General features: G+C 61.4%; 17 protein-coding genes and 1 tRNA gene. 8 read left to right on the top strand and 10 right to left on the bottom strand.

Translation table 11 applies throughout. From position 1 onward, the window contains the following. Positions 1–44 precede the first annotated feature (44 nt). A tRNA-Met gene (locus tag AACR93_RS19750) sits at positions 45–121 on the bottom strand. A 196-nt stretch (positions 122–317) separates the two neighbouring features. Here AACR93_RS19750 and glgX point away from each other — a divergent pair. Next, positions 318–2381 carry a glycogen debranching protein GlgX gene (glgX, locus tag AACR93_RS19745; protein ID WP_043851746.1) on the top strand — a complete coding sequence of 688 codons (2064 nt, stop codon included), beginning with the start codon at positions 318–320 and terminating at the stop codon, positions 2379–2381. 75 nt (positions 2382–2456) lie between these two features. Here the strand turns inward: glgX and AACR93_RS19740 are convergent, their stop codons facing one another. The 4 genes from AACR93_RS19740 to AACR93_RS19725 form a co-directional block, all read right to left on the bottom strand. Next, positions 2457–3176: a hypothetical protein gene (locus AACR93_RS19740; RefSeq protein ID WP_043851745.1), complete on the bottom strand. Its 720-nt coding sequence runs from the start codon at positions 3174–3176 to the stop codon at positions 2457–2459. A 108-nt stretch (positions 3177–3284) separates the two neighbouring features. After that, positions 3285–4922 (bottom strand): ATP-dependent endonuclease, encoded by a 1638-nt coding sequence (locus AACR93_RS19735; RefSeq protein WP_041210275.1) that lies wholly within the window; start codon positions 4920–4922, stop codon positions 3285–3287. A gap of 77 nt (positions 4923–4999) precedes the next feature. Beyond that, complete coding sequence (locus AACR93_RS19730; protein ID WP_255933577.1) at positions 5000–5122, bottom strand: hypothetical protein; 123 nt, start codon at positions 5120–5122, stop codon at positions 5000–5002. A 72-nt stretch (positions 5123–5194) separates the two neighbouring features. Further along, a complete protein-coding gene (locus tag AACR93_RS19725) occupies positions 5195–6073 on the bottom strand; it encodes a helix-turn-helix domain-containing protein (protein ID WP_033116108.1) in 879 nt (292 codons plus the stop codon). Positions 6074–6248: 175 nt separating this feature from the next. On the opposite strand from AACR93_RS19725, the gene AACR93_RS19720 reads away from it, so the two are divergent. Continuing rightward, entirely contained in the window at positions 6249–7166 is a 918-nt protein-coding gene (locus AACR93_RS19720) for a DMT family transporter (RefSeq protein WP_042032103.1), read from the top strand. A gap of 55 nt (positions 7167–7221) precedes the next feature. Then, positions 7222–8088, top strand: a complete 867-nt coding sequence (locus tag AACR93_RS19715; protein WP_043851744.1) for a LysR family transcriptional regulator — start codon at positions 7222–7224, stop codon at positions 8086–8088. 76 nt (positions 8089–8164) lie between these two features. Here the strand turns inward: AACR93_RS19715 and AACR93_RS19710 are convergent, their stop codons facing one another. From AACR93_RS19710 to AACR93_RS19695, 4 genes are all read right to left on the bottom strand, one after another. Beyond that, positions 8165–8941: a TSUP family transporter gene (locus tag AACR93_RS19710; protein WP_043851743.1), complete on the bottom strand. Its 777-nt coding sequence runs from the start codon at positions 8939–8941 to the stop codon at positions 8165–8167. Between the two features lie 190 nt (positions 8942–9131). Then, on the bottom strand, positions 9132–9899 hold the full coding sequence (locus tag AACR93_RS19705; protein ID WP_043851742.1) for a tRNA-uridine aminocarboxypropyltransferase: 768 nt from the start codon (positions 9897–9899) through the stop codon (positions 9132–9134). 146 nt (positions 9900–10045) lie between these two features. Further along, positions 10046–10996: an ROK family protein gene (locus AACR93_RS19700; protein ID WP_378006111.1), complete on the bottom strand. Its 951-nt coding sequence runs from the start codon at positions 10994–10996 to the stop codon at positions 10046–10048. Positions 10997–11387: 391 nt separating this feature from the next. Continuing rightward, complete coding sequence (locus AACR93_RS19695; protein WP_043851741.1) at positions 11388–13055, bottom strand: methyl-accepting chemotaxis protein; 1668 nt, start codon at positions 13053–13055, stop codon at positions 11388–11390. Positions 13056–13179: 124 nt separating this feature from the next. On the opposite strand from AACR93_RS19695, the gene AACR93_RS19690 reads away from it, so the two are divergent. From AACR93_RS19690 to glpC, 5 genes are all read left to right on the top strand, one after another. Next, complete coding sequence (locus tag AACR93_RS19690; protein ID WP_082044159.1) at positions 13180–13638, top strand: YchJ family protein; 459 nt, start codon at positions 13180–13182, stop codon at positions 13636–13638. A 51-nt stretch (positions 13639–13689) separates the two neighbouring features. After that, on the top strand, positions 13690–14475 hold the full coding sequence (locus AACR93_RS19685; RefSeq protein ID WP_043851739.1) for a PilZ domain-containing protein: 786 nt from the start codon (positions 13690–13692) through the stop codon (positions 14473–14475). A gap of 151 nt (positions 14476–14626) precedes the next feature. After that, positions 14627–16312 (top strand): anaerobic glycerol-3-phosphate dehydrogenase subunit A, encoded by a 1686-nt coding sequence (gene glpA, locus AACR93_RS19680; RefSeq protein ID WP_043851738.1) that lies wholly within the window; start codon positions 14627–14629, stop codon positions 16310–16312. Further along, positions 16302–17567 carry a glycerol-3-phosphate dehydrogenase subunit GlpB gene (gene glpB / locus AACR93_RS19675; RefSeq protein ID WP_043851737.1) on the top strand — a complete coding sequence of 422 codons (1266 nt, stop codon included), beginning with the start codon at positions 16302–16304 and terminating at the stop codon, positions 17565–17567. Before glpA ends, glpB begins: the two co-directional genes overlap by 11 nt. A 51-nt stretch (positions 17568–17618) precedes the next feature. Beyond that, positions 17619–18821 (top strand): anaerobic glycerol-3-phosphate dehydrogenase subunit GlpC, encoded by a 1203-nt coding sequence (gene glpC / locus AACR93_RS19670; protein ID WP_043851736.1) that lies wholly within the window; start codon positions 17619–17621, stop codon positions 18819–18821. A gap of 92 nt (positions 18822–18913) precedes the next feature. On the opposite strand, the gene AACR93_RS19665 is transcribed toward glpC, so the two are convergent. Beyond that, a partial coding sequence (locus AACR93_RS19665; protein ID WP_043851735.1) for a T1SS-143 repeat domain-containing protein occupies positions 18914–26291 on the bottom strand: 7378 nt, incomplete at its 5' end.

Here is a 26291-nt window from a genome sequence, read left to right as displayed (position 1 = left end):
GTCTGCCCTCGATTGTTCACACCATCGCAGGCTGACGAAAAAGTTGGTTGCGGGGGCCGGATTTGAACCGACGACCTTCGGGTTATGAGCCCGACGAGCTACCGAGCTGCTCCACCCCGCGTCCGAGGTGGCCAATAATAGGCGCCAGCGCACAGATTGCAAGTAAATATATCAAAAAAAGTTTATTCGTAGATTTATACGACAAAGAGTGCGGTCTTTATCAGCATCATGCTGTTTTTTCAGGCAAACGGATCTGGGAAAGGCATCCGGCACTACACTCAATAAGCTGAACACTCCTCATTTTGGGTAGGTATGATATGCGCATCTCCGCCGGACATTGCCGTCAGTTGGGGGCTACACCCGACAGTCACGGCGTCAACTTCGCGATCTGGGCACGCCTGGCCAGCAGGGTAGAACTCCTGCTCTTCTCCAGTGCAGAAGACTGCACCCCGGAGGTGATCCCGCTCTCGCCCCGTTTCAACCGTACCGCCTATTACTGGCATATCCATATTGAAGGCTTGCCCATCGGGCAGCGTTACGCCTATCGCATTCAGGGCCCATGGCGCCCCTATTGCGGTACCCGCTTCGATGGGGAAAAGGTGCTGCTCGATCCCTATGGCCGCAGCATCGAGCTCGGCCCCAACTACGATCGCTGGGCTGCGGCACTCCCGGGCAGCAACATTGCCAGCTGTGCCAAGAACCGGGTGGTTGATACCCGCCACTATAACTGGGAGGGTGACAAGCTACCGGCCCACTCCCTCTCGCGCTCGGTGATCTACGAACTCCATTTGGGAGGCTTTACCAACTCACCAAGCTCCGAGGTTGCGCCTGAACTGCGCGGCACCTATCTGGGTCTCATCGAGAAGATCCCCTATCTGCAATCCCTCGGCGTCACCGCCGTCGAGTTGCTGCCGGTGTTCCAGTTTGATCCGCAGGATTCGCCCAAAGGGCTCTCCAACTACTGGGGTTACAGCCCCATGTCCTTTTTTGCCCCCCACGCCCAGTACGCCTGCGGCGACGATCCGCTGACCGAGTTTCGCGACATGGTCAAGGCACTGCACAAGGCCAACATCGAGGTGATCCTCGATGTTGTCTACAACCACACGGCGGAAGGGGGCAACGATGGCCCCACCTTCTCGTTTCGCGGCATCGACAACGAGGCCTACTACATCCTCGACAACAACCAGCAGGACACCAACTACTCGGGCTGCGGCAACACCTTCAACGGCGCCCACCCGGTAGTGCTGCGGATGATCATGGACAGCCTGCACTTCTGGCGGCAGGAGATGCACGTCGATGGCTTCCGGTTTGATCTGGCCGCCATTTTGTCGCGGGATGAATCGGGCCAGCCGCAGGCCAACGCCCCCACCCTGCGTACCATAGACACCGACCCCAACATCGCCGACATCAAGCTCATCGCCGAAGCCTGGGATGCGGGGGGACTCTATCAGGTGGGGTCACTCGCTGGCGCGCGCTGGCGTGAATGGAACGGTCAGTTCCGCGATGATGTGCGCCGTTTTCTTAGGGGGGACGATAACAGCGTGACCGCTTTTGTCGAGCGACTCTGCGGCAGCCCCGATATCTACCACTATCACCATGCCGACCCCGAGAAGAGCATCAACTTCGTCACCTGCCATGACGGCTTTACCCTGTGGGACTGGGCCAGCTACAACCACAAGCACAACGAAGCCAACGGCGAGCAGAACCGCGATGGCTGCGATCACAACTTCAGCTGGAACCACGGCCACGAAGGGGTGACGGAAGATCCCCAGATCAACGCCCTGCGCATGCGTCAGGCCAAAAACATGATGGTGGCCACCCTGCTCTCGGTGGGCTCCCCCATGCTGCTGATGGGCGACGAACTGCTGCGCACCCAGCATGGCAACAACAATGGCTACTGTCAGGACAACCCCACCTGCTGGATGGATTGGCAACCCAACGCCCGCAGTCAGGAGATGTTCCGCTTCATGAAGGAGCTGATCCAGTATCGCAAGCACCTGTTCCAGCGCCCCGAGCAGGAGAGCATGCCGTTGTCGCTCACCGAAATCCTGCGCCACAGCGAGATCTGCTGGCACGGCGTCAACGCCATGCAGCCGGACTTCAGCCCCCACTCCCACGCCATCGCCATGTCGGCCCTCTCGAGCGAAACCCGGCTGGCACTCTACGTGCTGTTCAACGCCTACTGGGAGCCTCTCACCTTCAACCTGCCAAGCCCCCCCAAGGGCGTCGGCGGCTACTGGCGACGGATCCTCGATACCGCCCTCCCCTCGCCGCAGGATATCTGCACCTTCGGCATGCCGCTGGAGGGGCTGACCCGCGAATATCTGGCCCAGCCGCGCAGCAGTTGCCTCTTTATCTGCGGGGCCGACGACTTCTACTGATGCCCTCTCTTGCAAACAAAAAGCCCCCGGCTCATATCCGGGGGCTTTCTCTTTTTCAGGGCTTGCTTGCCTGCGTCACACCAGCTGATGGAGCACGCTGGTGGCGGCGATCTGGGCGATGAGCAGACCACACAACGAAGTTGAAACCACAACCGGCGCAGTGTCACGCTGCAGATAGAGCGGGCTGAACCAGAGCAGCAGGGAAGCCACCAGCAACGCCGCCTGAGTCACCACCGCCGGGATCAGGGCATCGAGATTGGCCTCCCCCCCTTGCCAGCCCACCAGCACGCCCAGCCAGATAAGGCTGGCCATGGCTCCAACCAGACCAGCCAGTGGCAGCAGGGTATTGAATGCCTGCAGGCGGTGACGCGCTCGCAGCAGCATCAGGTGGGCAAAGGCCGCTCCCAGCATCGCCATCTGCAGCAAACCGCTCACCCAGCCCTGCAGTTGCAGCAGGCCCACACCATAAACTGAAAGCGGCAACGCCGGCAGCCAGAGCAGGGAAGATGGGATGGAACGTTTCCCCTCCAGCCTAGATTGGGCAAGCGAAAGGCCCACGCCCAGCACCAGCGCCGCACCGCCGCTCCAGATCAGCCAGCTGGCCGCCTTGGCCTCTACCGCCAGCATCAGCGAAAGGGCGGTAATGACCCAGATGGAGAAGAGTTGCTGGCTGATGCGCGAGCGTTGGCCAGGGCAGAGATCACCGCGCCAGAGCACGATGCCAAGAGCAACAAGCGCGCCCAGCGCCATCAGGCCGGTCAGGGGAAAAAGCCAGAAAGGGAGTTGGACGAACATGGCGCCTCCAGCAAAGGGTGTCGAAATGCGCCATGATGGCGCCAGAGAGGGGCCGAGTATACCCAAACCCGGCGCCATCCCCAACGCCTGACATCATAAGTGGCGGCCTTAACGCTGACCGCGGGCCAGCGCCACCACCCTGGCAAACATCTGGCGGATCACCGGTGGTATGTGCTCAGCGCCGAGCCGCTCCGCCTCTTCGACCACCGCCAGCGCCATGCCCGGTTTGCTGCGATGATGGATCGCCTTGTTGATGATATGGCTGGCACTCCACATGGCGCGGCCACCGACACCAGCTTCGCGCCGGAACACCCCCTCAAAGCCGTTGTTGTAGAGGTAGTGCTCGATGTCGACCGCAGGCAGCTGGGTCAGCCGATCCCTCTCCCTGTCGCCTTTGAGCTGACCGCGGGCCGAAGCGGCATACTTGACCCCCGCCTCGTCGCCATCGGCCAGCAGGTGCCACTCGATGCCAAAGTCGCGCGCTACCTTGATCAGCGGCGACTGGCCACACTGGGCAAACTCGATGATCCGCACCCCCTCGGCCCGCAGGCTATAGCCACAGATCTGGGCCAGCTCCGAGAGCAGCCAGATCTCGGTCTCCCCCTCCACCAGCAGCCAGCAGCGGGCAAACAGCGACATGGGGCGGTTGATCCGCACATGAAAGGCAATCTTGCGCAGATCGTCGCTGCTGTAGCGCTCGCCACCCAGCTGGTGACAGAGGATATCCTGCTGTCGCCGCACCAGCCGGCGCACCTGATTGAGCGGCAGGGAGGAGAGCAAGTCCCCCGAGTTGGTGGTGAGCAGCTTCTGGCCAGGCAACTGTTCCAGCAGCCCCCACGCCAGCGCCAGCATGGTCGGATGAAGCCGGCTTTCGGGATCTTCGAGGATCATGATGGGGCGGGCCCCCTCCTCCAGCTCCCGGTTGCCACGCGCCTGCAGCAGGGTTGCCGCCATCCCCGCCATGGCCAGCTGCAGGGCCCGGTTGTCCGCCTGACGCAGCAGGGTGTGCAGGTTGCCCGGATTGCGCAATGTCATGGGGCGATTGATGATGTCGCGCTGGCTGCGCGGCTTGTTCTTGATGGGCGCCAGCGCGTTGAAGTAGTGATCCATCAGCTGGCGTACCGCCTGCAGCGCCTCTTTGAGCTCGGGCTCGCCAATGCGCTGGGGCTCGTCGATAAGCTTGTCCGCCAGCTCGTTCAGGCGATGCTCGGAGAGATCGCCCCACTGCAACGTCTCCACCCCGTTGCGGGCGGTGCGGGCATCGCGCAGGCGAAAGACCGGGTTCATGGTGATGAGCATGCAGACCAGCTCGTGAGCATTGGCGATGGGCAGGCTCTTGCCCACCCCGTCGAGAAAGTCGTGCAGGGTCGCGACCGTGCCATCCTCCAGCAACTCGGCACTGGCGCGGTAGTGAATGCGGTTGAACTTGTCCTTGTGCAGTACCCAGGCAGGGCAAAGCCGGGCCAGACGGCGGGAGTGCTGGCACATCTGGGGTCGATGCTCACAGAAGGTGAGCACCAGTTGCAGATGGCGCGCCGGGGCAAGCTCGGGATCTTCCGGTCGGTGGAAATCCTCGGCGCCAAACTGATAGGGCTCGGCATTTTGCCCCAGCAGACACCAGAGAGCGCGCAGCAGGCTCGATTTCCCCCAGGTGTTTTCACCGATCAGCACTGTGGTATGGTCAAGCCCGAGCGACAACCGATTGATGCCGCGAAATCCTTTAACTTCAATACGTTCCAGATACATCCAGCCATGTCCACGTCACTCTGATGGAGCAATAGTGGCAAAGTTGCCGGAAAAATCCTATCTGGCAGCGCCCTTTTTCAACGGGAACTGTGAGGAATGGCAGGTTCGGGCGGGGTTGGCTCGGTCAGGCGCCCCTGCGGGGCATTCCAGTGGTTGAACCAGAGGTGGCGGGTACGGATCTGGCGCTTGCGATGATTCAATGGCGGCTCCTGTTTGTGGCACAGCGAAATGACGGGGTGAGCGAACTCACCGGAACGCATTGAGTCTCGCGGTTAACTGTGACAGGAGGATGACAGCCGGGCACGCCACTGCCCCGGCGTCAAACCAAAGGCCTCGCGAAAGCGGTTGCCAAAATGAGCCTGGGAGGAGAAACCGCACTGGCTGGCGATCGTCGCCAGCGGCTCACTCCCCGCCAGCAGCTGCTTGGCCCGCTTGAGGCGCAGCTCCAGCAGGTAGCGGTGGGGCGGGCAGCCGAGGCTCTGACTGAACATGCGGGCAAAGTGATACTCGCTCAGACCCGCCTGCTGCGCCAGCTGTGCCAGCGTCACCGGTTCGGCCAGATGAGCATGGAGGTACTCCTGCACCCGCCGGATCGCCACCGGAGCCAGCCCGCCACGCACCGTCGGCAGCGCCGGCGCCGCCTCGGTATGGTGGCGATAGGCATGAAGGATCAACATCCAGGCACCGTGAGAGAGCGCCAGGCGGTCGATGCCGTGCTGCCACTCAAGCTGCATCAGCTGACTCTGCACCAGCAATGCGGCCTTCGGATCGTCGATAAAGGTCTTGTCCAGCAGTTGCAGGTGGCGCCCCTCGCGATCGCACACCTCCTCGGCGATGCGGGTCAGGTGGGCCGGGGTGAAGTAGAGGTGGAAGAAGCGAAACTCCTCGCGCACCAGCCATTCGGATCTGTGGTGATCCGGCATGATGCACACCTTGCCAGTGCCGCCACAACCGCCCGGCCCGTCGAGCCGCTCGGTCTGCTCGCCCCCCTGCAGATAGACGCTCAGGGTGTGGTGACCCGGCTTGTGGTAGCGGGTCTGATCGTAGCAGTTGCGCCAACTGGCCACGCCAAGCCCCGGCTCCAGCCAGCAGGAGTCCTCCAGCCGGGCGCCGGTGCTGACCAGTGCGTCGAATACCCCTGCCGTTTTCATATGACCCCGCTTCTCCCTGACGATCCCGGCAAGCCTATCCTGCCGTCCGCTCATCTTACCGGCTGATGCCCGGGATGACAGCGGCGCAGGCACAAAAACCGCAAGATGGTGCAAGCCAGCAAGCCCCTGCTCGCCCCATGCTGGAATACAAACCAACCAAGTTATGGAACAACCGATGAACCTTCTGCTCTATCTCGCCACCGTCCTTATCTGGGGCAGCACCTGGATCGCCATCGCCTGGCAGCTTGGCCCCATCCCCATCGAAGTATCGGTGCTCTATCGCTTCTTGCTGGCGGCGGTGGCACTGTTTGCCCTGCTCACCGCCAGCGGCCGCTTTCCGCGCCTGCCGTGGCATGGCCAGCGCTACGCGGCGCTGCTCGGCGCCCTGCTCTTTTCCACCAACTTTCTCTGCTTCTACCACGCCACCCGCTATATCCCGAGCGGCATGTCGGCGGTGATCTTCGCCAGCGCCAGCATCTTCAACGGCCTCAACCTCTGGCTGTTCGAGGGCAAACGGCCGGGCCTGCGCTGGCTGCAAGGGTCGCTACTGGGGCTCTTTGGCACCCTGCTGCTGTTCTGGCCGGTGCTGGCAGATGCGCAACTGGGTGCAAACGGCTGGAAGGGATTGCTGTTCGCCTGTGGCGGCACCCTCTGCTTTTCGCTGGGCAATCTGGTCTCGGCCCGAGGTCAGCGCCACGGCTACCACGTGTTGCAGATGGTGCCCTGGGGCATGGTTTACGGCGTCGTGCTGTTGCTGGGCTGGGTCACATTGCTCGGTCAGCAGCTGGTGGTGCCGACCGACAGCCACTATCTGGCGGCCATGGTCTACCTCGCCCTGTTTGGCTCGGTCATCGCCTTTACCGCCTACCTGACCCTGGTGGGGCGCATCGGGGCCAGCAAGGCCTCCTACGCGACCGTACTGTTTCCGCTGGTGGCACTTACCCTTTCGACCTTCTATGAGGGATTTGTCTGGCAGCCGGTGTCGGTGGTCGGGGTGGTGGTGAGCCTCATCGGCAATCTGGTGATCTTCGCACCGCCCTTGAAGAGCTGGCGCATTGGCCCATTCAAGGCGGCAAACGACACTTGCTCCTGAAGCGACCAGCCCCTAAGGTAACGCAGATCCAATCTGTCGATGGCAAGGGGGCGAGATGTTACTGGAAGGGCTGGAGACGCTGAGCCTGCTGGCAAGTGAAGGAACCATGGCCAAGGTGGCCAGCCGCCTCTATATCAGCCAGTCGGCGGTGAGCAAGCGCATTGCCCAGCTGGAGCAGCGCCTTGGCAAGAAGCTGATCGAACCGGAGGGGCGCCAGATCCGGCTCACCCCGCAAGCGCTGGAGCTGCTGGAGCGGGTAGCGCCGAGCCTGGCCGAGATGAAGGGGGTGCTGGCCGACAGCCAGGATCTGGCGGATCACAGCCCCCTCCCCATCGCCTGCTCCGAGACCCTGCTGGCCGGTTATCTCGCCCACTTCATACACGGCTACCTTGGCCGCGACCCGCATCTCGCCCTCTCCACCCACCACACCCCGGTCATTCTGGCGCGGGTGCGCAGCGGCGATGCCCTGCTCGGTATCTGCGCCGGTCGCCTCCCGCCCGGCCATGGCCTCGGTGCCGAGCTGCTGCTGGAGGAACCCTTCTATCTGGTGGGGGAAGCTCAGCAGAGCCTGCCCCCTGCCGCTCAGGGTGGCGGGCGCAAGATCCTCACCATGGATCTGGAGAACCCCGCCAATCGCTATCTGCGCGAGCCCCTCGCCGCCCTCGGCCTGGAGCCCGCCATGGAGCTCGACTCCTATCTGGCGCTGATCGAGCTGGCAAAGGCCGGTATCGGCCCGGTGCTGCTGCCTGCCGGTCTGCTGGCGCTGGTAGGGGAGCAGGGAGAAACGGCCCGCCTGCTGCCGACACTCGCCCGCCCGCTCCATCTGGTCTACCGGCCAAACAGCCTCAAGCGCGAGCGCATTGCCAAACTGGTCAACGCCTTGCGCAAACACTTCAGCCATTACAGCGACACACCGCGCTAACGCTGTAAAACCGCAGATATGACAACGGGGCCCGAAGGCCCCGTTAACAATTGCGATGCGGCAAGCAAAGCACACATCAGATCCAGGCAAACAGCTCGGGATACTGGCTCCACACCAGCTTGGCGGACATCAGCAGGGAGACGGTCACCAGCAGCGGCTTGATCAGCTTCACCCCTTTCTTCAGCACCATCTTGGAGCCAAAACGGGCGCCCACGAACTGTCCCAACGCCATGCAGAAACCGACGCTCCACACCACCTTGCCGCCGAGGGCAAAAAACAGCAGGGAGGCGATGTTGGAGGTGAAGTTGAGCAGCTTGGTGTGGGCGGTGGCCCGCGCCATGCCAAAGCCTGCCAGCGCCACGAAACCGATGGCAAAGAATGAACCGGTCCCCGGCCCGAAGAAGCCGTCATAGAAGCCAACCCCGCCCCCCACCAGCAGCGCAAACAGCATGGGGGTCAGGCGGCGGGAGCTCTCGGCATCACTCACCCGCGGCGAGAAGAAGAAGTAGCAGGCAAAGGCCATCAGCAGGAAGGGGAGCAAGCGCTCCAGCACGGCGGCGTCGATGGTCTGTACCGCCAGCGTGCCCACAGCGGCACCGATAAAGGTGCAGATCACCGCGGGCCAGATCATGGCCCACTCCAGCAATCCTCTGCGGGCATAGAACCAGGTGGCGGAGAAGGAGCCGAAACTGCTCTGCAGCTTGTTGGTGCCGAGCACCAGTGCGGGGGGCATGCCGGTGGCCAGCAGGGCCGGCACCGTCAACAGGCCGCCGCCACCGGCGATGGCATCGATAAAGCCGGCGATGAGCGCCACGCCAAACAGGGCAAACAGGGTAACCAGTTCCAATTCCATCCATAGACCTCACGGGATTGGGTTGCCCGACACAGGGGCAACCGGGGGGAGAATAAACACGCCGGGCAGAGGGGCTGCACTGACTGCCGGTTATCCTAACGGGCCAAAGTCCATGAATCTAACGAAACAGTGGCAGCCAATTGATTTCTGATTTTCACTAATTTGGGCTCTCGCCCCCCTGTCCCTCGGCTCAGGCAGCGCTTTGTGGCGCCGGTGACTCCGCTTCCGATCCCTTGATGGCGCTCAGAGCCGCCAGCAGCGGCGCCTCGTCATCACCGGGGAAACGGCTGACCCGACCGGCCATGTAGCGGCGGCTAAAGAGATTGAACCAGTGCTGCAGCGCCTGCCCGGCCTTGAGCTCCCCCGCCACTTCCAGCACACAGGCCGCTACCTCGGCGGTGCAGAGGTGCTCCTCGCTGTTGGCGACCCGCATGCCGTAGGTGGAGAGCGCATCCGGTTTGATGGCCAGCACCGGAAAACCGTTGAGATAGGGGCTCTTGTTGAACATCTTGCGCGCCTCGGGCCAGGTGCCGTCGAGCAGGATAAAGAGCGGCTTCTTGCCGGGCGTCAGCACAACCTCGCCGGTCAAACGGGCCGGCTCCTTTTCACAGGCGGGAAAGACCACATAGGGCTGCCAAACGGGATCGGCCAGCAGAGCCAGCAGCTCGGGATGGGGCTCGGTGCGCGACCAGAGAAAGGCCCAGGTGCTATCCGGCAACACATCGGCGATGAGACGGCCGGTGTTGGAGGGCTTCATCGGCTCGCTGTCATACATCAGCAGGCAAAAACCCGCCTCCGCTTTGAGCTCGGGGCGCCACTCGCAGGCACACCAGTCCTCGCGCAGCTGGCAGGCGGGACAACGAGCCAAGGTGCCGCCACGGGCGAGAAACGGTCGGGTAGAGATACTCTTGCGCCAGGCCCGCAGGCGGTTGACGGCGTGATCAGGAACAGGCTTCATCTTGCGTCACAAACAGAGGGAGATCATCAACGGCGGCGCCAGCGGCCCGCCACAAAGGGGCTGGATTGTACCCAGTTGCGCGGCGATGGAACAGCATTCACTGCCCCTTTCGCCAAACGCCTTGCCCACTGCCCTGTAAAAAGGGTTCAGGACTCCTGACAGGTGCGCAGCAGCTCCAGCAACAGGCTGCCGTCGCGCAGCGCCTTGTGCACCTGCACCGAGGTGGGCTTGGTGGGATCTTCGTAGAAATGGGTGGATTCAATCTGCAGCCGCACCAGATATTCGGCCGGCAGCTGGCTCGCCAGCGACTGATGCAACATGGGGAACAGTAGTCGATCGGCACGGGTGATCTCGCCCCCCAGCAGCAGCTTGCCCGGATTGAGCAGACAAATGAGGTTGGAGAGCACCCGCGACAGGCGCCCCGCCGCCTGATGGAGAATATCCTGACAGAGGCTGTTGCCCGCCAGCGCCAGCTCGCACAGCTCGCGAATGGTGACGCTCTCGGGCAGATCGTGCTCCTGCATCCGCTCGCGCAGATCCCGGTATTGCGCCTCCAGCGCCTGATTGGTCACTAGCGTGCAGGCGCAGCCAAAGCCGCCGCAGTAGCAGCGCTGGCCATAGGGTTCGAGCTGCAAATGGCTGAGATCGCCGAGCAGCGCATTTTCGCTCTCGATAAGCTGGCCATTGACCACCATGCCGACACCGATGTCGTTGTGAACGAACACCAGCACCGCATCGGCGCAATTCTTGGCGGCTCCCCACTCGCGCTCTGCCTGGATCCAGGTGCGCACGTCGCCGCTCACCAGCACCGGCACAGCAAAGGCCTCCTGCAAAGTCGGCCCCAGCGGCCAGTTGCGCAGATCGTAGAAGGGGAAGTGCTTGACCATGCCGGAGTGGCGCTCTACCTGACCCGGCAGACAAAGGGCGATGCAGGCAAGGTTGAGGGCCTTTTTCGGCAAGAAGCTGCGAATGGCGTGAACCAGGCTATCCAGCAGTTCGCCGCGCTCGGCCTCGGTAAAAATATGGCGATGGCGCGCCAGCGAACGACCGGTGAAGTCGAACAGCGCCATGTCTACATAACCACGCCCCAGCCGCATGGAGAGAAACTGGAAGCGGCGCTCGTTGATGCGCAGCAAGGTCTGGCGACGGCCACGCCCCACCGAGCTTTCACCACAGGTGACCACCAGCCCGCTGTCGAGCAGCTCGCGGGTGATTTTGGTAATGCTGGCGGGAGAGAGACCGGTCAAGCGGGAGAGATCGGTGCGCGACAACTCCTTGTGCTCTTCCAGGCTGGCATAAACCAGGCCGTAGTTGAGCTGGCGGATCAAGTCGATACTACCTTTCACGATCTCATTCATAGGCTATGGGGCAAACGCAGACACAGAGGGCGGCAATTTTCACACATTATTGGTCAATCCCCAAATAAAGTGCGGCCTGAACCGGGGTTCAGACCGCATCTTGTGGCACTCGTCACCTGACAAGGCAGGATCAATAGCGGAACTGGGAGACCAGCTTGCGCAATTTGTCGCCGGTATTGGCCAGATCGCGGGTGGTGCTGTTGGACTCGACCGCCGCGCTGGTCAGCTCGCTGACAATCTGCTGGATGGCCACCAGGTTCTTGTTGATCTCCTCGGAGACCGCGTGCTGCTCCTCGGCGGCCGTGGCGATCTGGATGTTCATGTCGTTGATGGTGCTGACCGCCATCACCATGCTGTCGAGGGAGCTGGCGATATGGCTCGCCTCCTGCACCGTCTCCTGACTGCGCTCCTCGCTCGCCTGCATTACATCCACCGCCTGTTTCACCCCGCCCTGCAGACGCTGGAGCATCTCGTTGATCTCCTTGGTGCTCTGCTGGGTGCGGCCGGCAAGGGATCGCACCTCGTCTGCCACCACCGCAAAACCGCGGCCCTGCTCGCCGGCACGGGCCGCTTCGATGGCCGCGTTCAGCGCCAGCAGGTTGGTCTGCTCGGCGATGCCGCGAATGACCTCCACCACAGAGCCGATCTTGCCGGTCTCCTGCGCCAGCTGCTCGATAACGCCGGAGGCGGTATGTACCTCGCCCACCAGCCGGTTGATGCTGTTGATGGCGGTGCTGACCACGCCGCGTGCCGCGTCGGATTCGCGGGCCGCATCGCTGGTAGCACTGGCGGCATTGGAGGCGCTGGCCGCCACCTCCTGCGCGGTCGAGCTCATCTCGGTCACTGCGGTGACCACCTGATCGGTCTCCCGGCTATGGCCGTGCATTTGATGGTCATAGTGTTCGCTCAGGTGATGCAGCTTGTCGACGGCGCTGAAGAGATGGTTGCTGGTCTCCCCGACCTGACTCACCACCGACTGGATCCGCTCGACGAAGCGGTTGAAGGCGCTGGCCAGCTGACCAATCTCATCCTTGCTCTGCACCTTGAGGCGCTGGGTCAGATCACCCTCGCCGTTGGCGATATCGTTCAATGCCAGCACCGCATCTGCCAGCGGCTTGCTGACCCGATTGCCGACGATCACGGTTGCCACCAGAGTGACGCCCAAAATTACCAGGATCACCAGCACCCCGACCTGCAGCGAGCTGTTCATCTTGCTCTCCCGCTCGGCACGCAGGGTGGCCAGTTCGTTGTCGATGTCATCGATATAAAAGCCGGTCCCTATGATCCACTGGTATTTGTCCAGCACCAGGGTAAAGGCCAGCTTGGGCGCATCACGGCCAATTGAGGGCTTGGCGGTCCAGTATTCGGTAAAGCCATCCCCCTGACGGGCCGACTTGAGGATCTCCTGAATAAGGAACTTGCCCTTGGCATCCTTGTCATTCCAGCGATTTTTCCCCTCCAGTTCGGTGCGAACCGGCAGCAATATGGTATTGCCCTCAAAGTCATAGACAAAGAAGTAACCGTCGCTGCTGTAGCGCAGCGGTCTGAGCAACTCTTTGACCTTTTGCCGATTCTCCGGTGAATCAGGCAAGGAGTAGACGGTGTTGATGGCAGTCTGAGCCATCATGATGTAACTGCTGAGCAGCGCCTTGCGATCCTTGATCGCCTTCTCCCGCGCCACCACCAGATCAGACTCCAGATCGCTTCTGGAGAGCATGTAGTTGCTGAGATTGACCGCCAGTGCCATCAACAGCACAGGGAGCGCTCCGAGTAACAGGATTTTCTGCTTTAACGTCATTTTTCACATCCTTGCAGCTGTTTTTATTGGAATTCCTTGCCCAATCATCAGTATAGGTGCTGGCAGTTCGCGGCTTGCTTTCGTTACAATTCCCTTAAAATAAATCGGCCAATTAGCGAAAAACATGACTCTTTGCCCTTGCGGTTCCAACCTTTCTCTCGATCTGTGCTGCGGATCACTCCACGGCGGTGCTCCCGCTCTCACCCCAGAACAGCTGATGCGCTCGCGCTACAGCGCCTTCGTGCTGGGTCTGGGAGATTATCTGGTGCATAGCTGGCACCCCGACTATCTGGGTGATCTGACCGCAGAACTGCTCTCCCAAACCGATACCCAATGGGATAGCCTCGAGATCATCGCCAGCCAGGGCGGCCCCGACGACATACTCGGCATGGTGGAGTTCAAAGCCTGGTTCGTGGAAGGCGAGACTCGTCACTGCCTGCATGAACGTTCCCGCTTCGTGCGTCATGAGGGGCGCTGGGTCTATACCGACGGGGAGATAGATCCCGTCCCGCTCCGGATCGGGCGCAATGATCCCTGCCCCTGTGGCAGCGGCAAGAAGTTCAAGAAGTGTTGCGGCAATTGAGGCTGACTACTTAAATGAATCTGTAACGCGGGAGCATCGGGACCATGATCCATGACACAACAGACTCAGCAGTCACCCTTCAAATCGATCAAGGATCGCATCAAGGCCAATAAGGAGAAGGGCATCTCCATCCAGGGGCCCGATGTCATGGATTATCTCTATCCTGCCAGCAAGGTGGGGATCGAGGTGATCACTCCGACCGGTCAGCTGCGCTCCCTGCCTGCCGTGCTGATCGGCGCCGACAAGGCGCGCATCATCTATTTCAGCCTGCCCGCCACCACCCCGGCGGATGCAGCCCTCTACTGCCAACCGGGTTACCGCCTCACGGCGGCCATCATCTGCGAGCGGGGGGTGGGAGCCATGCTCTGCTTCGAGGGTTTTATCGAGCAGTTCAACAAGCAGCCCCAGCTCTTCACCATGCGCCAGCCAGAGAGCATGACCCTGTTCAAGATCCGCAAGGAGATCCGCTACCCAATCAGTTGCACAGGAGTCGCTCTTTTTGCCCAGCACCCGCTCAACATCCATCTGGTGGACTTTTCGCTGGCAGGTTGCGCCTTCAGCACCCACCATCAGGCACCGACCATTCCCCTCAACCACTCGCTTGAGCTGCGTCTCGATGCCTCTAGCGCCAACGGGATGCCCTACCAGCTGACCGGCACAGTGCGCAACCAGCGCCAGATCAACAACTACCCCGTCTACGGCATGCAGTTCGACGCAGCCGGCTTGCAGCAAAGCGAAACCTTTTTGAAGCACCTCGAATTCAATGGCCATCAGATGGTCGTTCGCACTCAAACTGGCGCCGTTGCGAACATCGCCATGGGCCACTCCGCCCCCTGAAAGGGGCTATTATCATGCCGATCCCGATCACACTTCTGAGCATTAACGGTCGAAAATGTTCGATCACGCTCATTTATTTGGTCTGAATCAAACATTTTACTCACGGTTAACGTCAAACTTCTCATCAATGTGAGTAGCGAGACCGGCACCAATGCAAAGAATAACTACACAAGTCGTCATCATAGGCGGCGGGGCCACCGGGGCAGGCATCATGCGCGATTGCGCACTGCGCGGCATTGACTGCATTCTGCTCGAGCGGGACGATATCGCCGCCGGCACTACGGGGCGTAACCATGGCCTGCTCCACTCGGGAGCACGCTACGCGGTGACGGATCAGGAGTCCGCCCGCGAGTGCATTCAAGAAAACCGTATCCTCAAGCGGATTGCCAGCCACTGTGTCGAGGACACTGGCGGCCTCTTCCTCACCCTGCCGGAAGATGACATCAATTTCCAAACCACCTTCATGGATGCCTGTGCCCGCGCCGGGATCGAAACCCGTCAGCTCGATCCCCGCGAAGCCTTGCGTATGGAGCCCAACGCCAACCCGGCGATGATCGGCGCCATCCATGTGCCGGATGGCACGGTCGACCCGTTCCGCCTCGCCGCCGCCAACGTGCTGGATGCTAAAGAGCACGGCGCGCGCATCTTCACCCACTGCAAGGTGCTGGGACTCTTGCGCACTCAGGATCGGGTACACGGGGTCAAGGCGATCAACACCCGCACCGGCGAAGCATTCGAGGTGGAGTGTCAGGAGGTGATCAACGCCGCCGGCATCTGGGGCCAGCAAATTTGCGAATACGCCGATCTCGGCATCCGCATGTTCCCGGCCAAGGGATCCCTGCTCATCATGGATTACCGCATCAACCAGCTGGTGCTCAACCGCGCGCGCAAACCGGCGGATGCGGACATTCTGGTGCCGGGCGATACCATCTCTCTTATCGGCACCACCTCCAGCCGCATCGATTACAACAAGATTGACCAGCTCACCGTCGAACCCGAAGAGGTGGAGGTGCTGCTGCGCGAAGGGATCAAGCTTGCCCCCATCATGGCCCGCACCCGTCTGCTGCGCGCCTACGCAGGCGTTCGCCCGCTGGTAGCGGTGGACGGTGACGACACTGGCCGCAATATCAGCCGTGGCATCGTGCTGCTGGATCACGCCGAGCGCGATGGTCTCAAGGGTTTCAACACCATCACCGGCGGTAAGCTGATGACCTACCGCCTGATGGCCGAGTGGGCCACCGATCTGCTGGCCAAGAAGCTTGGCAACAGCAAGCCATGCCGCACTGCCGAGCTCAATCTGCCCGGCTCGCGGGATCCGGAGAAGGTCTCCACCCCGGGGCTCTCGGTGCCTGCCGAAGGGTCGGCCCAGTACCGCCACGGCGAGCGGGTCATCGCCTTCTTCCGTGACAATCCGAAAGCCAACGCCCTCATCTGCGAGTGCGAAATGGTCACCGCGGGCGAAATCGAATACGCCCTGCGCGAGCTGGATGTGGACAACCTCATCGACCTGCGCCGTCGAACCCGCCTTGGCATGGGCCCCTGTCAGGGGGAGCTGTGCGCCTATCGCGCCGCCGGCCTGATGCAGGAGTACGGCAAGGCGGACGGCCGTCAGGCCTGCGTCATGCTGCGCCAGTTCCTTGAGGAGCGCTACAAGGGCACCCGCCCGGTGCTGTGGGGCGATGCCCTGCGCGAGGCCGAGTTTACCTACTGGATCTACGAGGGGCTGTTTGGCTTGGGCGAGTGGACCACACCGCAGCTGGTCGCTGATGCGCCACGCGCCCCCGGGCAGCACAATGCCACTCACGCCACTGAGAAGGAGAGCCGTCATGAAGTTTGACAATATCGTTATCGGCGGCGGCATGGCGGGCCTCTCGGCCGCCCTGCGTCTGGTGGAAGCGGGCCAGAAGACCCTTCTGATGGCCTCCGGCCAGAGTGCCCTGCACTTCTCCTCCGGCTCGGTCGACCTGCTGGAGAGCGAGGGGGATCCCCGCGCCGCCCTGCCCGCCTTTATGGCGGCCCATCCGGATCACCCCTACAGCAAAGTAGGAATGCAAAATATCGAAGCGAGTCTGGCCGATCTGCAGCGCCACTGCGCCGAGCAGGGGCTGCCGCTGGTGCACCACGAGACCAACCATGAGCGCCTGACCCCTATCGGCACTCTCAAACGTACCTGGCTCTCCCCCGATACTTGCGCCTGCGTCACCGATGCACCGATCCCGGACGTGCTACTGCTGGCCACCCTCGAGGGCTTTCGCGACTTTCATCCGGCACTGGCGGCGGCCAATCTGGCGACCCATCCGCGTTTTGCCCACTGCCGCATTCTGACTGGAGAAATCCGCCTGCCCCAGCTGGCGGAATTCAGCCGCAATCCCCATGAGTTTCGCTCTGCCGATATTGCGCGTCTGTGTGACAAGCACCATCTGGTGGCCGATCTGGCCAGCGAGATCAGTCGAATGGTGCAGGAGAGCGGCGTGCCCGACTGCCGCCATATCGTGCTACCCGCCTGCCTGTCGCTGGGGCTGGTTGGCCCGCGTCTGGCGGAGCTGGAGCAGCGCACCGGCTGCACCATCAAGGAGGTGGCGACCATGCCGCCATCACTGATCGGGATGCGGATGCAGGAGGCGCTCAAGCGCCGCTTCATGGCCCTTGGCGGCACCTTCCTCACCAGCGAGCGGGTGCTGGGCGCCCGTTACGAGGGGGATCGGGTGGTCGGCGTACACACCCAGAATGGCGATGACCAGCTGTTTGAAGCCGACAACTTCGTGCTCGCCTCCGGCAGCTTCTTCAGCCGCGGGCTGGAGTCCCGCCTGCGCGGCATTCGCGAACCCATCTTCGATGCCGATGTGCTGAGTCTGGAGGAACGCGACGCCTGGGCGGGTCGTCGCCTGTTCGACCACCACCCCTTTATGGGTTTCGGAGTCAAGACCGACGACAAGCTCAGAGTGCTGCGCGGCGGCAAGCCGCTCACCAACCTCTACGGCGCCGGCAGCGTGTTGGCGCACTATGACCCCATCAAAGAGGGGTCTGGTTCTGGTGTCGCGGTTGCTACCGGCTGGCAGGCCGCCGGCCATATTCTGGGTGCCGCCCAATGATTTATTTGTCCCATATCCCGTGCCTTCACACCCTACGGGAGGAGAACTGACATGCTACTGGATCATGCCAATCAAACTTTCGATCAGTGCATCAAATGCACCGTCTGTACCGCCTACTGTCCGGTGGCCAAGGCCAATCCCGCCTACCCCGGCCCGAAACAGGCCGGCCCGGATGGCGAGCGGCTGCGGATCAAGAGCCCGGAGCTCTTTGACAGCGCCCTCAAGCACTGCACCAACTGCAAGCGCTGTGAAGTAGCCTGCCCGAGCGGAGTGCGCATCGGCGACATCATCGCCAAGGCTAAAGACAAGTACAGCGGCTTCAAACCGGGGATCCGCGAGTTCGTGCTCTCCCACACCGATCTGATGGGCAGCATGTCTACCCTGATGGCGCCGGTGGTCAACTTCACCACCGGCCTCAAGCCGATGAAGCTGGTGCTGGACAAGGCGCTGGGAGTCTCATCCCATCGCGACCTGCCCAAATACTCCCAGGGCACCTTCCGCGGCTGGTACAAGAAGCAAAAAGAAGCTCAGGCCCGTTATGAGCGCCAAATCGCCTACTTCCACGGCTGCTACGTCAACTACAACCACCCGCAACTCGGCAAGGAGCTGGTGCAGGTGCTCAACGCCATGAACATCGGCGTGCAGTTGCTGGAGCGGGAGAAGTGCTGCGGCGTGCCGCTGATTGCCAACGGCTTCATGGACAAGGCCAAGCAGCAGGCGGCCTTCAATATCAAGCAGATGGAGAACTCCCTGCTCGGCAACGAGATGCCGCTGCTGGCTACCTCCTCCACCTGCGGCTTTACCCTGCGCGATGAATATCCCCACCTGCTGGAGCAGGACAACCACAAGGTGCGGGATCGCATCTCACTGGTGACCCGCTTCCTGTGGAACGAGTTCTACAAGGGCAACAAGCCGGCGATGAAACCGCTCAATCTGCACATCGCCTACCACACCCCCTGCCACATGGAGAAGATGGGGGGCGTCATCTACACCCTCGAACTGCTGCGCGCCATTCCCGGGGTCAAGGTGACGGTTCTGGAGTCCCAGTGCTGCGGGATCGCCGGCACCTACGGCTTCAAGTCGGAGAACTACCAGACCAGCCAGACCATCGGCGAGGGGTTGTTCGATCAGATCAACCGCCTCTCCCCTGATCTGGTGATCACCGATTGCGAAACCTGCAAATGGCAGATCGAGATGAGCACGGCGTTTCGCTGCGAACATCCCATCCACCTGCTGGCCCAGGCACTGGCCTGATCGGCTGATAACAAAAGACAATCCACGCAGAGATAAACAAAGAGCCGGCAATTGCCGGCTCTTCCTTTTACTTTTACGTTTCACGCCCGCTATCAGGGATGCTGGATGATCAGACTGTGGTTATCCAGCATGCTCTGCAGGATGTCGTGGGACGAAGTGCTGGTGAGATTCCAGCTGTTCAGATCCACATCCTTCAGGGTGATCTGCTGGGTCACCTGACCACCACTGGCCGAGGTCACCGAGAGATTCACATCGCTCAGACCATTGCTGCCGCTCGTCACCGACGCCGAGAGGTTGCTTAGCAGACTTTCGACGCTGGCTCCCGGGCCACCCCGCAGCAGGTCAGCCAGATCGATACGGTCCCCCAGTTCCGGATGGAAGTCGGTGATGGTATCGATAGCGGGTTGCCCCTGACTCCCCTCATCCCCCTTCTGCCAGACAAAGAGATCGCTGCCAGCACCGCCGGTGAGGATATCGTTGCCCTGACCGCCAACCAGACGATCATCGCCTGAAGAGCCAAAGAGGATGTCATTATGATCTGAACCCAACAGCTCATGACCGCTCTGGCTGTGGATGGTCAGGGTATCGAGTGGCGTGCTGATGGTGGAACCGCCGACACTCGACTCGGCGGAGATCCCCAGTACATGATCCCCATCGCTCAGGCCGTTGAAGTAGAGCGGTACCGAGTGATCCGCCGGGATCAGCCAGTCACCGTTGCTCTCCTGATGCCCCACGGTCAGGCCATGTTCATCCTGTACCTGAGCGTTCCCCAATCCGCTGATGCGAATAGATAGCTCGCCGGTTGCCGGATTGACCACGCTGGCCTGCAGACTCAGGGGCACCAGCGCCCCCTGCAGGGCATGGATCTCGTGCTGGGTCAGTGTCAGGCTCGGCATGTCAGGCTCGGGCGTGACATTGATGGTCACCTGATCGGTGTCGCTCAGCGGGCCACCTGCACCGCTGTTGCCCTGATCCGAGGTAGTGACAGTCAGGGTATCCTCTCCCCAAAAATCTTTGGCCGGTTCATAGTGCAGGCTGCTTGCCAGCAACTGGTTGAGATCGGCCAGCGACCCCACCAGAGTGATCTCGCTGGTATCCGCACCTTGAACCACAACAGCACCGGTTACGCCCAGCAGGGTCAGTACACCATGCTCGACCCGAAGCACCATAGAGACAGGTGCGCTGCCGGCATCCACATCCTTCACGCTGATGCCGGATAGCGACAGAGAGCCATCCTCTTTGACCGTCATGCTGCCCGGCAGCTGATTGACCGGCGCATCATTGACCGGCAGCACCTCGATCGGTACCACATCGGTGTCGCTGAGGGCCCCGCCGCTACCGGTATTGCCAAGATCATTGGTCACCATGGTGAGCTGATCCTGGCCATTGAAGTCCTGTGCCCCCTGATAGGTCACCCCGCCCGCCAGCAGCGCATTGATGGCGGCAAGCGAGCCGCTCAGCACCAGCGAGCCCGTGCCACTGCCGGTCACGGTTACGCCGCTGCCGGCCGCCAGGGTCAAGGTGCCGTGGCCAACCGAGAGGCGCACCTCGATGGGGCTGTTGCCCGCATCCACATCTTTGACCTGCAGGCCATCAATGCGGTAAGGCATATCCTCTTTGGCAACCAGTGGCGCTGTGGGCAGCTGATTGATCGGCGCATCGTTGACCGGTTGCACCTCGATGGGCAGCACATCGGTATCGCTGAGAGCCCCGCCACTACCGGTGTTCCCCTGATCGTTGGTGACCATGGTCAGGGCGTCATTGCCGTAGAAATCACTGTTCCCCTGATAGGTCACCCCGCCCGAGAGCAAGGCATTGAGATCGGCCAGCGTGCCGGTCAACACCAGAGAGCCGGTGCCGTTGCCGACCACCGTCACGCCGCTGCCAGTTGGCAGCGTCAGGGTGCCATGTTCCACCGACAGGGTGATCTTGATGGGGCTGCTGCCCGCGTCCACATCTTTCACCTGCAAGCCGTGGATAACGAAGGGCTGATCTTCCTGCGCGACTTGTGGGGCCGTTGGCAATACGTTGATTGGCGCATCGTTGACCGGGCTCACATCCACATGAATAGTGCCATTGACTTCAGGGCCAAGGGCACCGTTGTCGAGGCTCTGAGCAATGATCTTGAGATCCAGCGCACCGTTGGCATCATTGGTTACCAGCTCGACAGAACCCAGCTTGCCACCCTCGGTGGTGACCTGCCAGCGACCGCCCCCCAGATCAACAACCGTCCCCGCCACGCCATTTGGCAAGCGGATCTCGGCACCATCAGGCACCCCTTCGATGGTGACCCGCACCTGCTCCGGCTTGTTCTCATGCACATTACCCGCATTGCCGCCGGTTGGTTGGTTATCCCTGGTCTCAAGCCCCAGATCCAACTTGATCACATCCCCTTCGGTACCACTCGCCTGCCCTTGAATATCGGCAATGAGGGCATCTCCCACCGGATTGACGGTCACGGTGAAGCTGCCGCTGGTTTCAAGGGGAATAGTGAGCCCCTTGTCGAGGGTAAAGGCACTGAGTGACAGATCCACGCTGCCGCTGAAATCGGCCGGCGGGATCAGGGTCAGCTTGGCAAAATCGGTGCCTACGGGTACTTGCCAGACACCACCACCGTTATTCACGGCAGGGGCCGAGAGGGTAAAACCATCCGGTACCCCCTTGATCTGCAACGCCACTATCTTCTCGGAACCGTCGTTATCGATGAGAGCTGCACCAAAGCCAGCCAGGCTGATGGCACCATCTTCGTTGCCCGATACATCGTGCAGCGTCAGCGCTGCCGGATCGTTGACCGGTCTCACCTCAAAGCCGACCTGCCCGCTCCAGCTGCCGCTGTCGGTCACCAGCTGGCCGCCGACCAGCGCGGTATCGACGATATCGACCTTGATGTCGAGCGGTACCTGACCGCTGAAGTGCTCTTTGGGCACAAACACCAAGTCCTTGAGGGCAGCCACATCGCTGACCACCAGGGTGTTGACCGGCTTGCCGCTGCCATCGAGGAAGTAACCATATTTCGCATCCACCGTAATGGTGACCCGCTCCACGGTTTCAAGGCCACCATTGGCGATGGAGGGGCTGATATCGGCCAGTTTCACCGAGATATCGAGGTGGATCTCGCTATCTTCCAGATTGTCCGGCTGTCCGTCATGGTTGGTATCCAGTACGGTCAGCGTCAGTTCCGGATGCTCGCCACGGCCACCATTCACATCGACCACGGGGGCCACATCGACCCGTACCGTGCTGCTGTCGACCTTGATATCGCCACTGGCGGTATCCGTGTTGACCACCTTCACCTCGATATTGAGCGAGCCGGCAAAGTCTTGCGGCAAGCCGAGGGTCAGCCCTTCCAGACCAGCCAGTGACGGCGGTACCTTGATGACATACTCACCGGTCGAAATGTTGTATTCGGCGCCGCTGATGGTGACACCCGCCGGCAGCCCCTTGAGGACTATGGTCACCTCGTCGCTGGCCTGATCGGCGTCGCCGATATGGATCACGCCTTTGAGCTGCTGACCAAAATCAACCCGGATATCCTCCTTGCCCACCAGCACCGCGTTGTCGTTGATATCGACGGTCGCCGCAGCTTCCTTGTTGGTCGTCGGCGTCGCCTCGAAGGTCGCATCCGTGTTCAGGCTCACCTTGACATGGGCACTGGCATCGCCATCGTCACCCCGGTCGATCACCATGGCATCGATACGGATCGGTTGAACCTTGCCGACAAACCCGTCGGGCGCATGCAGCTTGAAGCTGCCGAGGTTGCCCGCCGGTACGATCCAGCTGCCGTTACCGTTGTTGATGCCGCCAATCACCACAAACTGATCCCCTGCACCACCGTTCAGCACCGGCAGGTTAATCACCAGATAGTCGATCTCCTCCACGCTGGAGGGATCGAGGTCGGTAAAGAGGAAACGCCCTGCCAGATCGATATCGGCACCGCCCTGCCCCACGAGTGCGCCACCAGTCTGGGTCAGCACGCCATCGGGCTCCACCACCGCCTGAATATCGACGTGCAGGTTGCCATCGATCACCTTCTCGGCCACCGTGCCCGAATCCACATCGTGCTGGGTCACTGTGACATGGCTCTGGATATTGGTATCCCGATCGCTATCCTCCGGCCCCTTCACCAACAGTTGTCCCCCGTTCAGGAGGCTGTCTAGCTGAGCCGCCGTCAGGGTGACCTTGCCAGCCACCACGGTCAGCTGGCTCTCCACGCCGCCGACTCGCAGCCAGATCTGGTAGCCATCCTCCACCCCGGAGAGACTCAGCGCAGTGACCTTCTCGGCACCGTCAGTGAGGGTCGGATGCCAGTCCAGCACGGTGAACTGATCTTCCAGACCGTGGCTGGTCTTGCTGTAGTTGGTCGCATCGATCTCCGGCTCCACCTTGATATGCAGCGGTACCTCGAAGCTCTTGCTGTCGCCGTCGTTTTCGGTGACCACCACCCTGGCGACAAGATGCAGATCCGCCGTGCTGTTGTGGGGCGGCTGGATAAGCAGATTGCCAAAATCGGAGACATTGACCTGATAGGTCGGTTTGCCGCTGGCATCGAGTCCGGCAAAGGTGAGGGTCAGCTCCTTGCCGCTGGCATCAAAGACCCGCGCCCCTTCCGGCAGCCCTTGCAGCACCACGTTGAGGCTCTCGGAGGTGTCGTGCGGGGTATCGACCCACTCGCCCGAGGTGAGGGTAAAGTTGAGCGGCGCCCGCCCATCTTCGCCCACTGTGATGGCATAGCCTGTTCCTTCGGCCTCCCAGCCGGTATTGCCAAGCTCGAAGTGAGGCTGATCCACCACCCCCACCAGATCCACATGAATGGTCTGGGAGCCGGTCTCTTTCTCGTTCACCACGATGTGGGTCTGGCCATTGGCATCGGTCAGGGTGGCGCTGTCTTTGACCACGCCCTTGATGGTCAGGTCGAAATCGACGTTGCTGTTTTTGGGCGGTAGCAGCCTGAGCTCATTGATGCGCTCAAAGGGCACCTCGTAATACCCGGCAGCATTCTGGCTGACGGCAACGCCCCCCAGCAGCAGCATCGCACCGGCGGGCAGGCCGCTGATGCGCACAAAGAGCTGCTCGGAGCCATCGGTGGTGTCACCCAGGTGGGCGAGGCCAATCTTGCTGCCCAGATCGAGCAAGGTATCCTCTTTGCCCTGAATATCGCGCACGGTGAGTTTGGCGTCATCCGCCTGCGGATTGACGTTGATCACCAGCTCAATCTTGTCTCCCTGCGCCGTACCCTGGCCCGGCGCGATCGGGTTCTGCTCCGTGCTGATCGGGGTCACCGAGAGCTTGATGTCACCGCTGAAATCCTTGGCCGGAACCACGGTCACCTTGTTGATGTCGCCTCCAACCACTGTATAGAGGCCGTTTGCCCCCGGGGTCAGCACCTTGCCGTCAAGGGTCAGAGTCCCCTGACCCGACTCCCACTTGATCTGGTAGGTCAGGGTCTCGGAGCCATCCGTATCGGTGAGGCTCGCCTGCACATTGAGGGCAATGCCGCGGCTGTCCTCGTTGGTGGTGTAGTGCTGGTGCGTGCTACCCGCATCCCACAGGGGTTTGTCGGCAATACCTTGCACCGTGATGTCCAGATTGCCGGTAAGCACCGGGGGCTTGCTCCCCTCGGTGACGCCCACCTGCAACTGCACCGGGAAACGCAGCGGATTGCCTCCGTTGTTGTAGCTCGAGTAGTCGTGGTTAGGCACGAAGGTGACACCGGTGAGCTGGAACTTGTCGTTGGTGTTGGCCACCGCCACCATGGCCGCAGGCGGCACCTCATACCAGGTCTTGCCACCTAGGGTGATGGTGGTCAGCGCGACACCGTTGAAATAGAAGGTTCCCTGGGCATTGGCTGGTGCCTGGATAAGCAGTTGCTCCACATGCTCGCCCCGATCGAAATCCCCCACATCCAGATTCATGGTGATGGGGATCCCCTGGCCAGGATCGGTTGCTCCGGCATCCTCCAGGCCGGTGACTGCGCTCACGCTAAGCATGCCAGCCTCGTCCCGGATGGTCAGGGTCAGAACCCCATCATCGGTATCTCCGTCACCGTCCACCAGGTGGAACTCAATCTGCTGCACCAGAGTGCTGTTGCTGTGATCAATGCCAGACCTGGCAGTGAAGCTGTAGTTACCCTCGGCATTGATAACCAGAGTGCCGATGACTTGTCCTGTGCCATCTGTTACCGAGATGGTAGTATTGCCCGTTGCGGCGATGGGGTGCTCGGTGCCATTGATGGTGACCGATTTCACTACCGCATCGTCCGCCCCCTCACTGGCGGTGGCCAGCAGATCGCCGGTCACTTTCTCTCCTTCATTCAGGGTCTTGTTCGCATCCACGCCCACGGGCACATCATCCTGCACGCTCACATGACCAATCACTTCGGCACTGAGGTCTCCGTCACTGTCCCGCGCCTGTAACGGCAGCTGGATATCCAGCAGATCCTTGCCCTGAGCCCTGTGATCAAGATTGCCGATAAGCTCGAAGGTGTAGCGGCCGGAGACATCCAACGTCAGCTTGAAGATGAGCTTGCCTGCGCTGTCCTTGCCAAGATACACACCCGGCTGGCTATCGGCGCCAATGGTGACGACCTTGCCCCCCGACGTGAGGGTGTTGAGGGCGTTAAAGCGAGCCACATCCAGTTGCAGAGAAGCCACCCGGTCACTCCCGGCAGCGATCGTCACCTGACCGATGGCAACCTCTCCCGTGCCTGACGGGCTGGTGCCTCCATGCTGGCCATTGCCCCCGTTGAGATCCGACTCCTTGACGGTGACCCCCTCGATAGCGGTGATCACGGGATTGTCAGCATCGGTGATTACGGCAGTGGTACTGCCAGTGATCACGCTGCCATCACTGTCGGTTACCTTGATTGGCAAGGTCAGGTTGAGTTTGTCATCCGCCCCGTGATCCAGGTTGGTATGCACCGTTACCTGATAGTCGATGGTTGCAGTGGTATGAGCGGCAATGCTGGCGGGCACAGTGGGGATGGACACCGTCATCACCACCAGACCAGAGCTGGTCACTGCCTGGAAGGTGTGACCATCCGTGCCAACCGCTTGCCAGGTCAATGCTTCGCCATTGTGGGTTATGGGTTTGCCGCTGGCATCCATAACCTGACCGGAGAGGGTCAGTCGCACATCGGTCACCGGATCCGAGTCAGCTTTGATGATGATCTTGCCGCTCGCCTGCTGGTCATCCACCGCCGAGTTGGCACCATCGAAACGCCCTTCGCTGAGGGTTACACCTGTCAGAGTGAGGGTCGGCTTCTCTCCTTCCCCAATCTGGATATTGAGGGTGCCGCTGGTGCTATCGTTGTTGCCGCCTGCCTTGTCGTAGTCGTTGACGATCACCTTGATGGGCAGCTCGGTCACGGCGTTGGCGCCCTGATGGATCCCCTGATAGAGGGTCACCTGATAGTCAAAACCGTTCTTGCCCGCCTGATCCAGCGTGCCAACCAACCGCACCTCAAACACCTCG

Source organism: Aeromonas sp. L_1B5_3, assembly GCF_963866575.1.
GTDB classification, from domain to species: domain Bacteria; phylum Pseudomonadota; class Gammaproteobacteria; order Enterobacterales; family Aeromonadaceae; genus Aeromonas; species Aeromonas jandaei.
The sequence above is the reverse complement of the archived record's forward strand: the minus strand, read 5'-3'. Positions and strand labels throughout refer to the sequence as shown.

Excerpts from the sequence above, each read along its gene's own strand:
- AACR93_RS19695 (WP_043851741.1), bottom strand. The coding sequence starts at position 13,055 with ATGACGTTAAAGCAGAAAATCCTGTTACTCGGAGCGCTCCCTGTGCTG.
- glgX (WP_043851746.1), top strand. The coding sequence starts at position 318 with ATGCGCATCTCCGCCGGACATTGCCGTCAGTTGGGGGCTACACCCGAC.
- AACR93_RS19715 (WP_043851744.1), top strand. The coding sequence starts at position 7,222 with ATGTTACTGGAAGGGCTGGAGACGCTGAGCCTGCTGGCAAGTGAAGGA.
- AACR93_RS19710 (WP_043851743.1), bottom strand. The coding sequence starts at position 8,941 with ATGGAATTGGAACTGGTTACCCTGTTTGCCCTGTTTGGCGTGGCGCTC.
- AACR93_RS19740 (WP_043851745.1), bottom strand. The coding sequence starts at position 3,176 with ATGTTCGTCCAACTCCCTTTCTGGCTTTTTCCCCTGACCGGCCTGATG.
- AACR93_RS19735 (WP_041210275.1), bottom strand. The coding sequence starts at position 4,922 with ATGTATCTGGAACGTATTGAAGTTAAAGGATTTCGCGGCATCAATCGG.
- AACR93_RS19700 (WP_378006111.1), bottom strand. The coding sequence starts at position 10,996 with ATGCGGCTGGGGCGTGGTTATGTAGACATGGCGCTGTTCGACTTCACC.
- glpC (WP_043851736.1), top strand. The coding sequence starts at position 17,619 with ATGCTACTGGATCATGCCAATCAAACTTTCGATCAGTGCATCAAATGC.
- AACR93_RS19725 (WP_033116108.1), bottom strand. The coding sequence starts at position 6,073 with ATGAAAACGGCAGGGGTATTCGACGCACTGGTCAGCACCGGCGCCCGG.
- glpB (WP_043851737.1), top strand. The coding sequence starts at position 16,302 with ATGAAGTTTGACAATATCGTTATCGGCGGCGGCATGGCGGGCCTCTCG.
- AACR93_RS19705 (WP_043851742.1), bottom strand. The coding sequence starts at position 9,899 with ATGAAGCCTGTTCCTGATCACGCCGTCAACCGCCTGCGGGCCTGGCGC.
- AACR93_RS19690 (WP_082044159.1), top strand. The coding sequence starts at position 13,180 with ATGACTCTTTGCCCTTGCGGTTCCAACCTTTCTCTCGATCTGTGCTGC.
- AACR93_RS19685 (WP_043851739.1), top strand. The coding sequence starts at position 13,690 with ATGACACAACAGACTCAGCAGTCACCCTTCAAATCGATCAAGGATCGC.
- AACR93_RS19720 (WP_042032103.1), top strand. The coding sequence starts at position 6,249 with ATGAACCTTCTGCTCTATCTCGCCACCGTCCTTATCTGGGGCAGCACC.
- glpA (WP_043851738.1), top strand. The coding sequence starts at position 14,627 with ATGCAAAGAATAACTACACAAGTCGTCATCATAGGCGGCGGGGCCACC.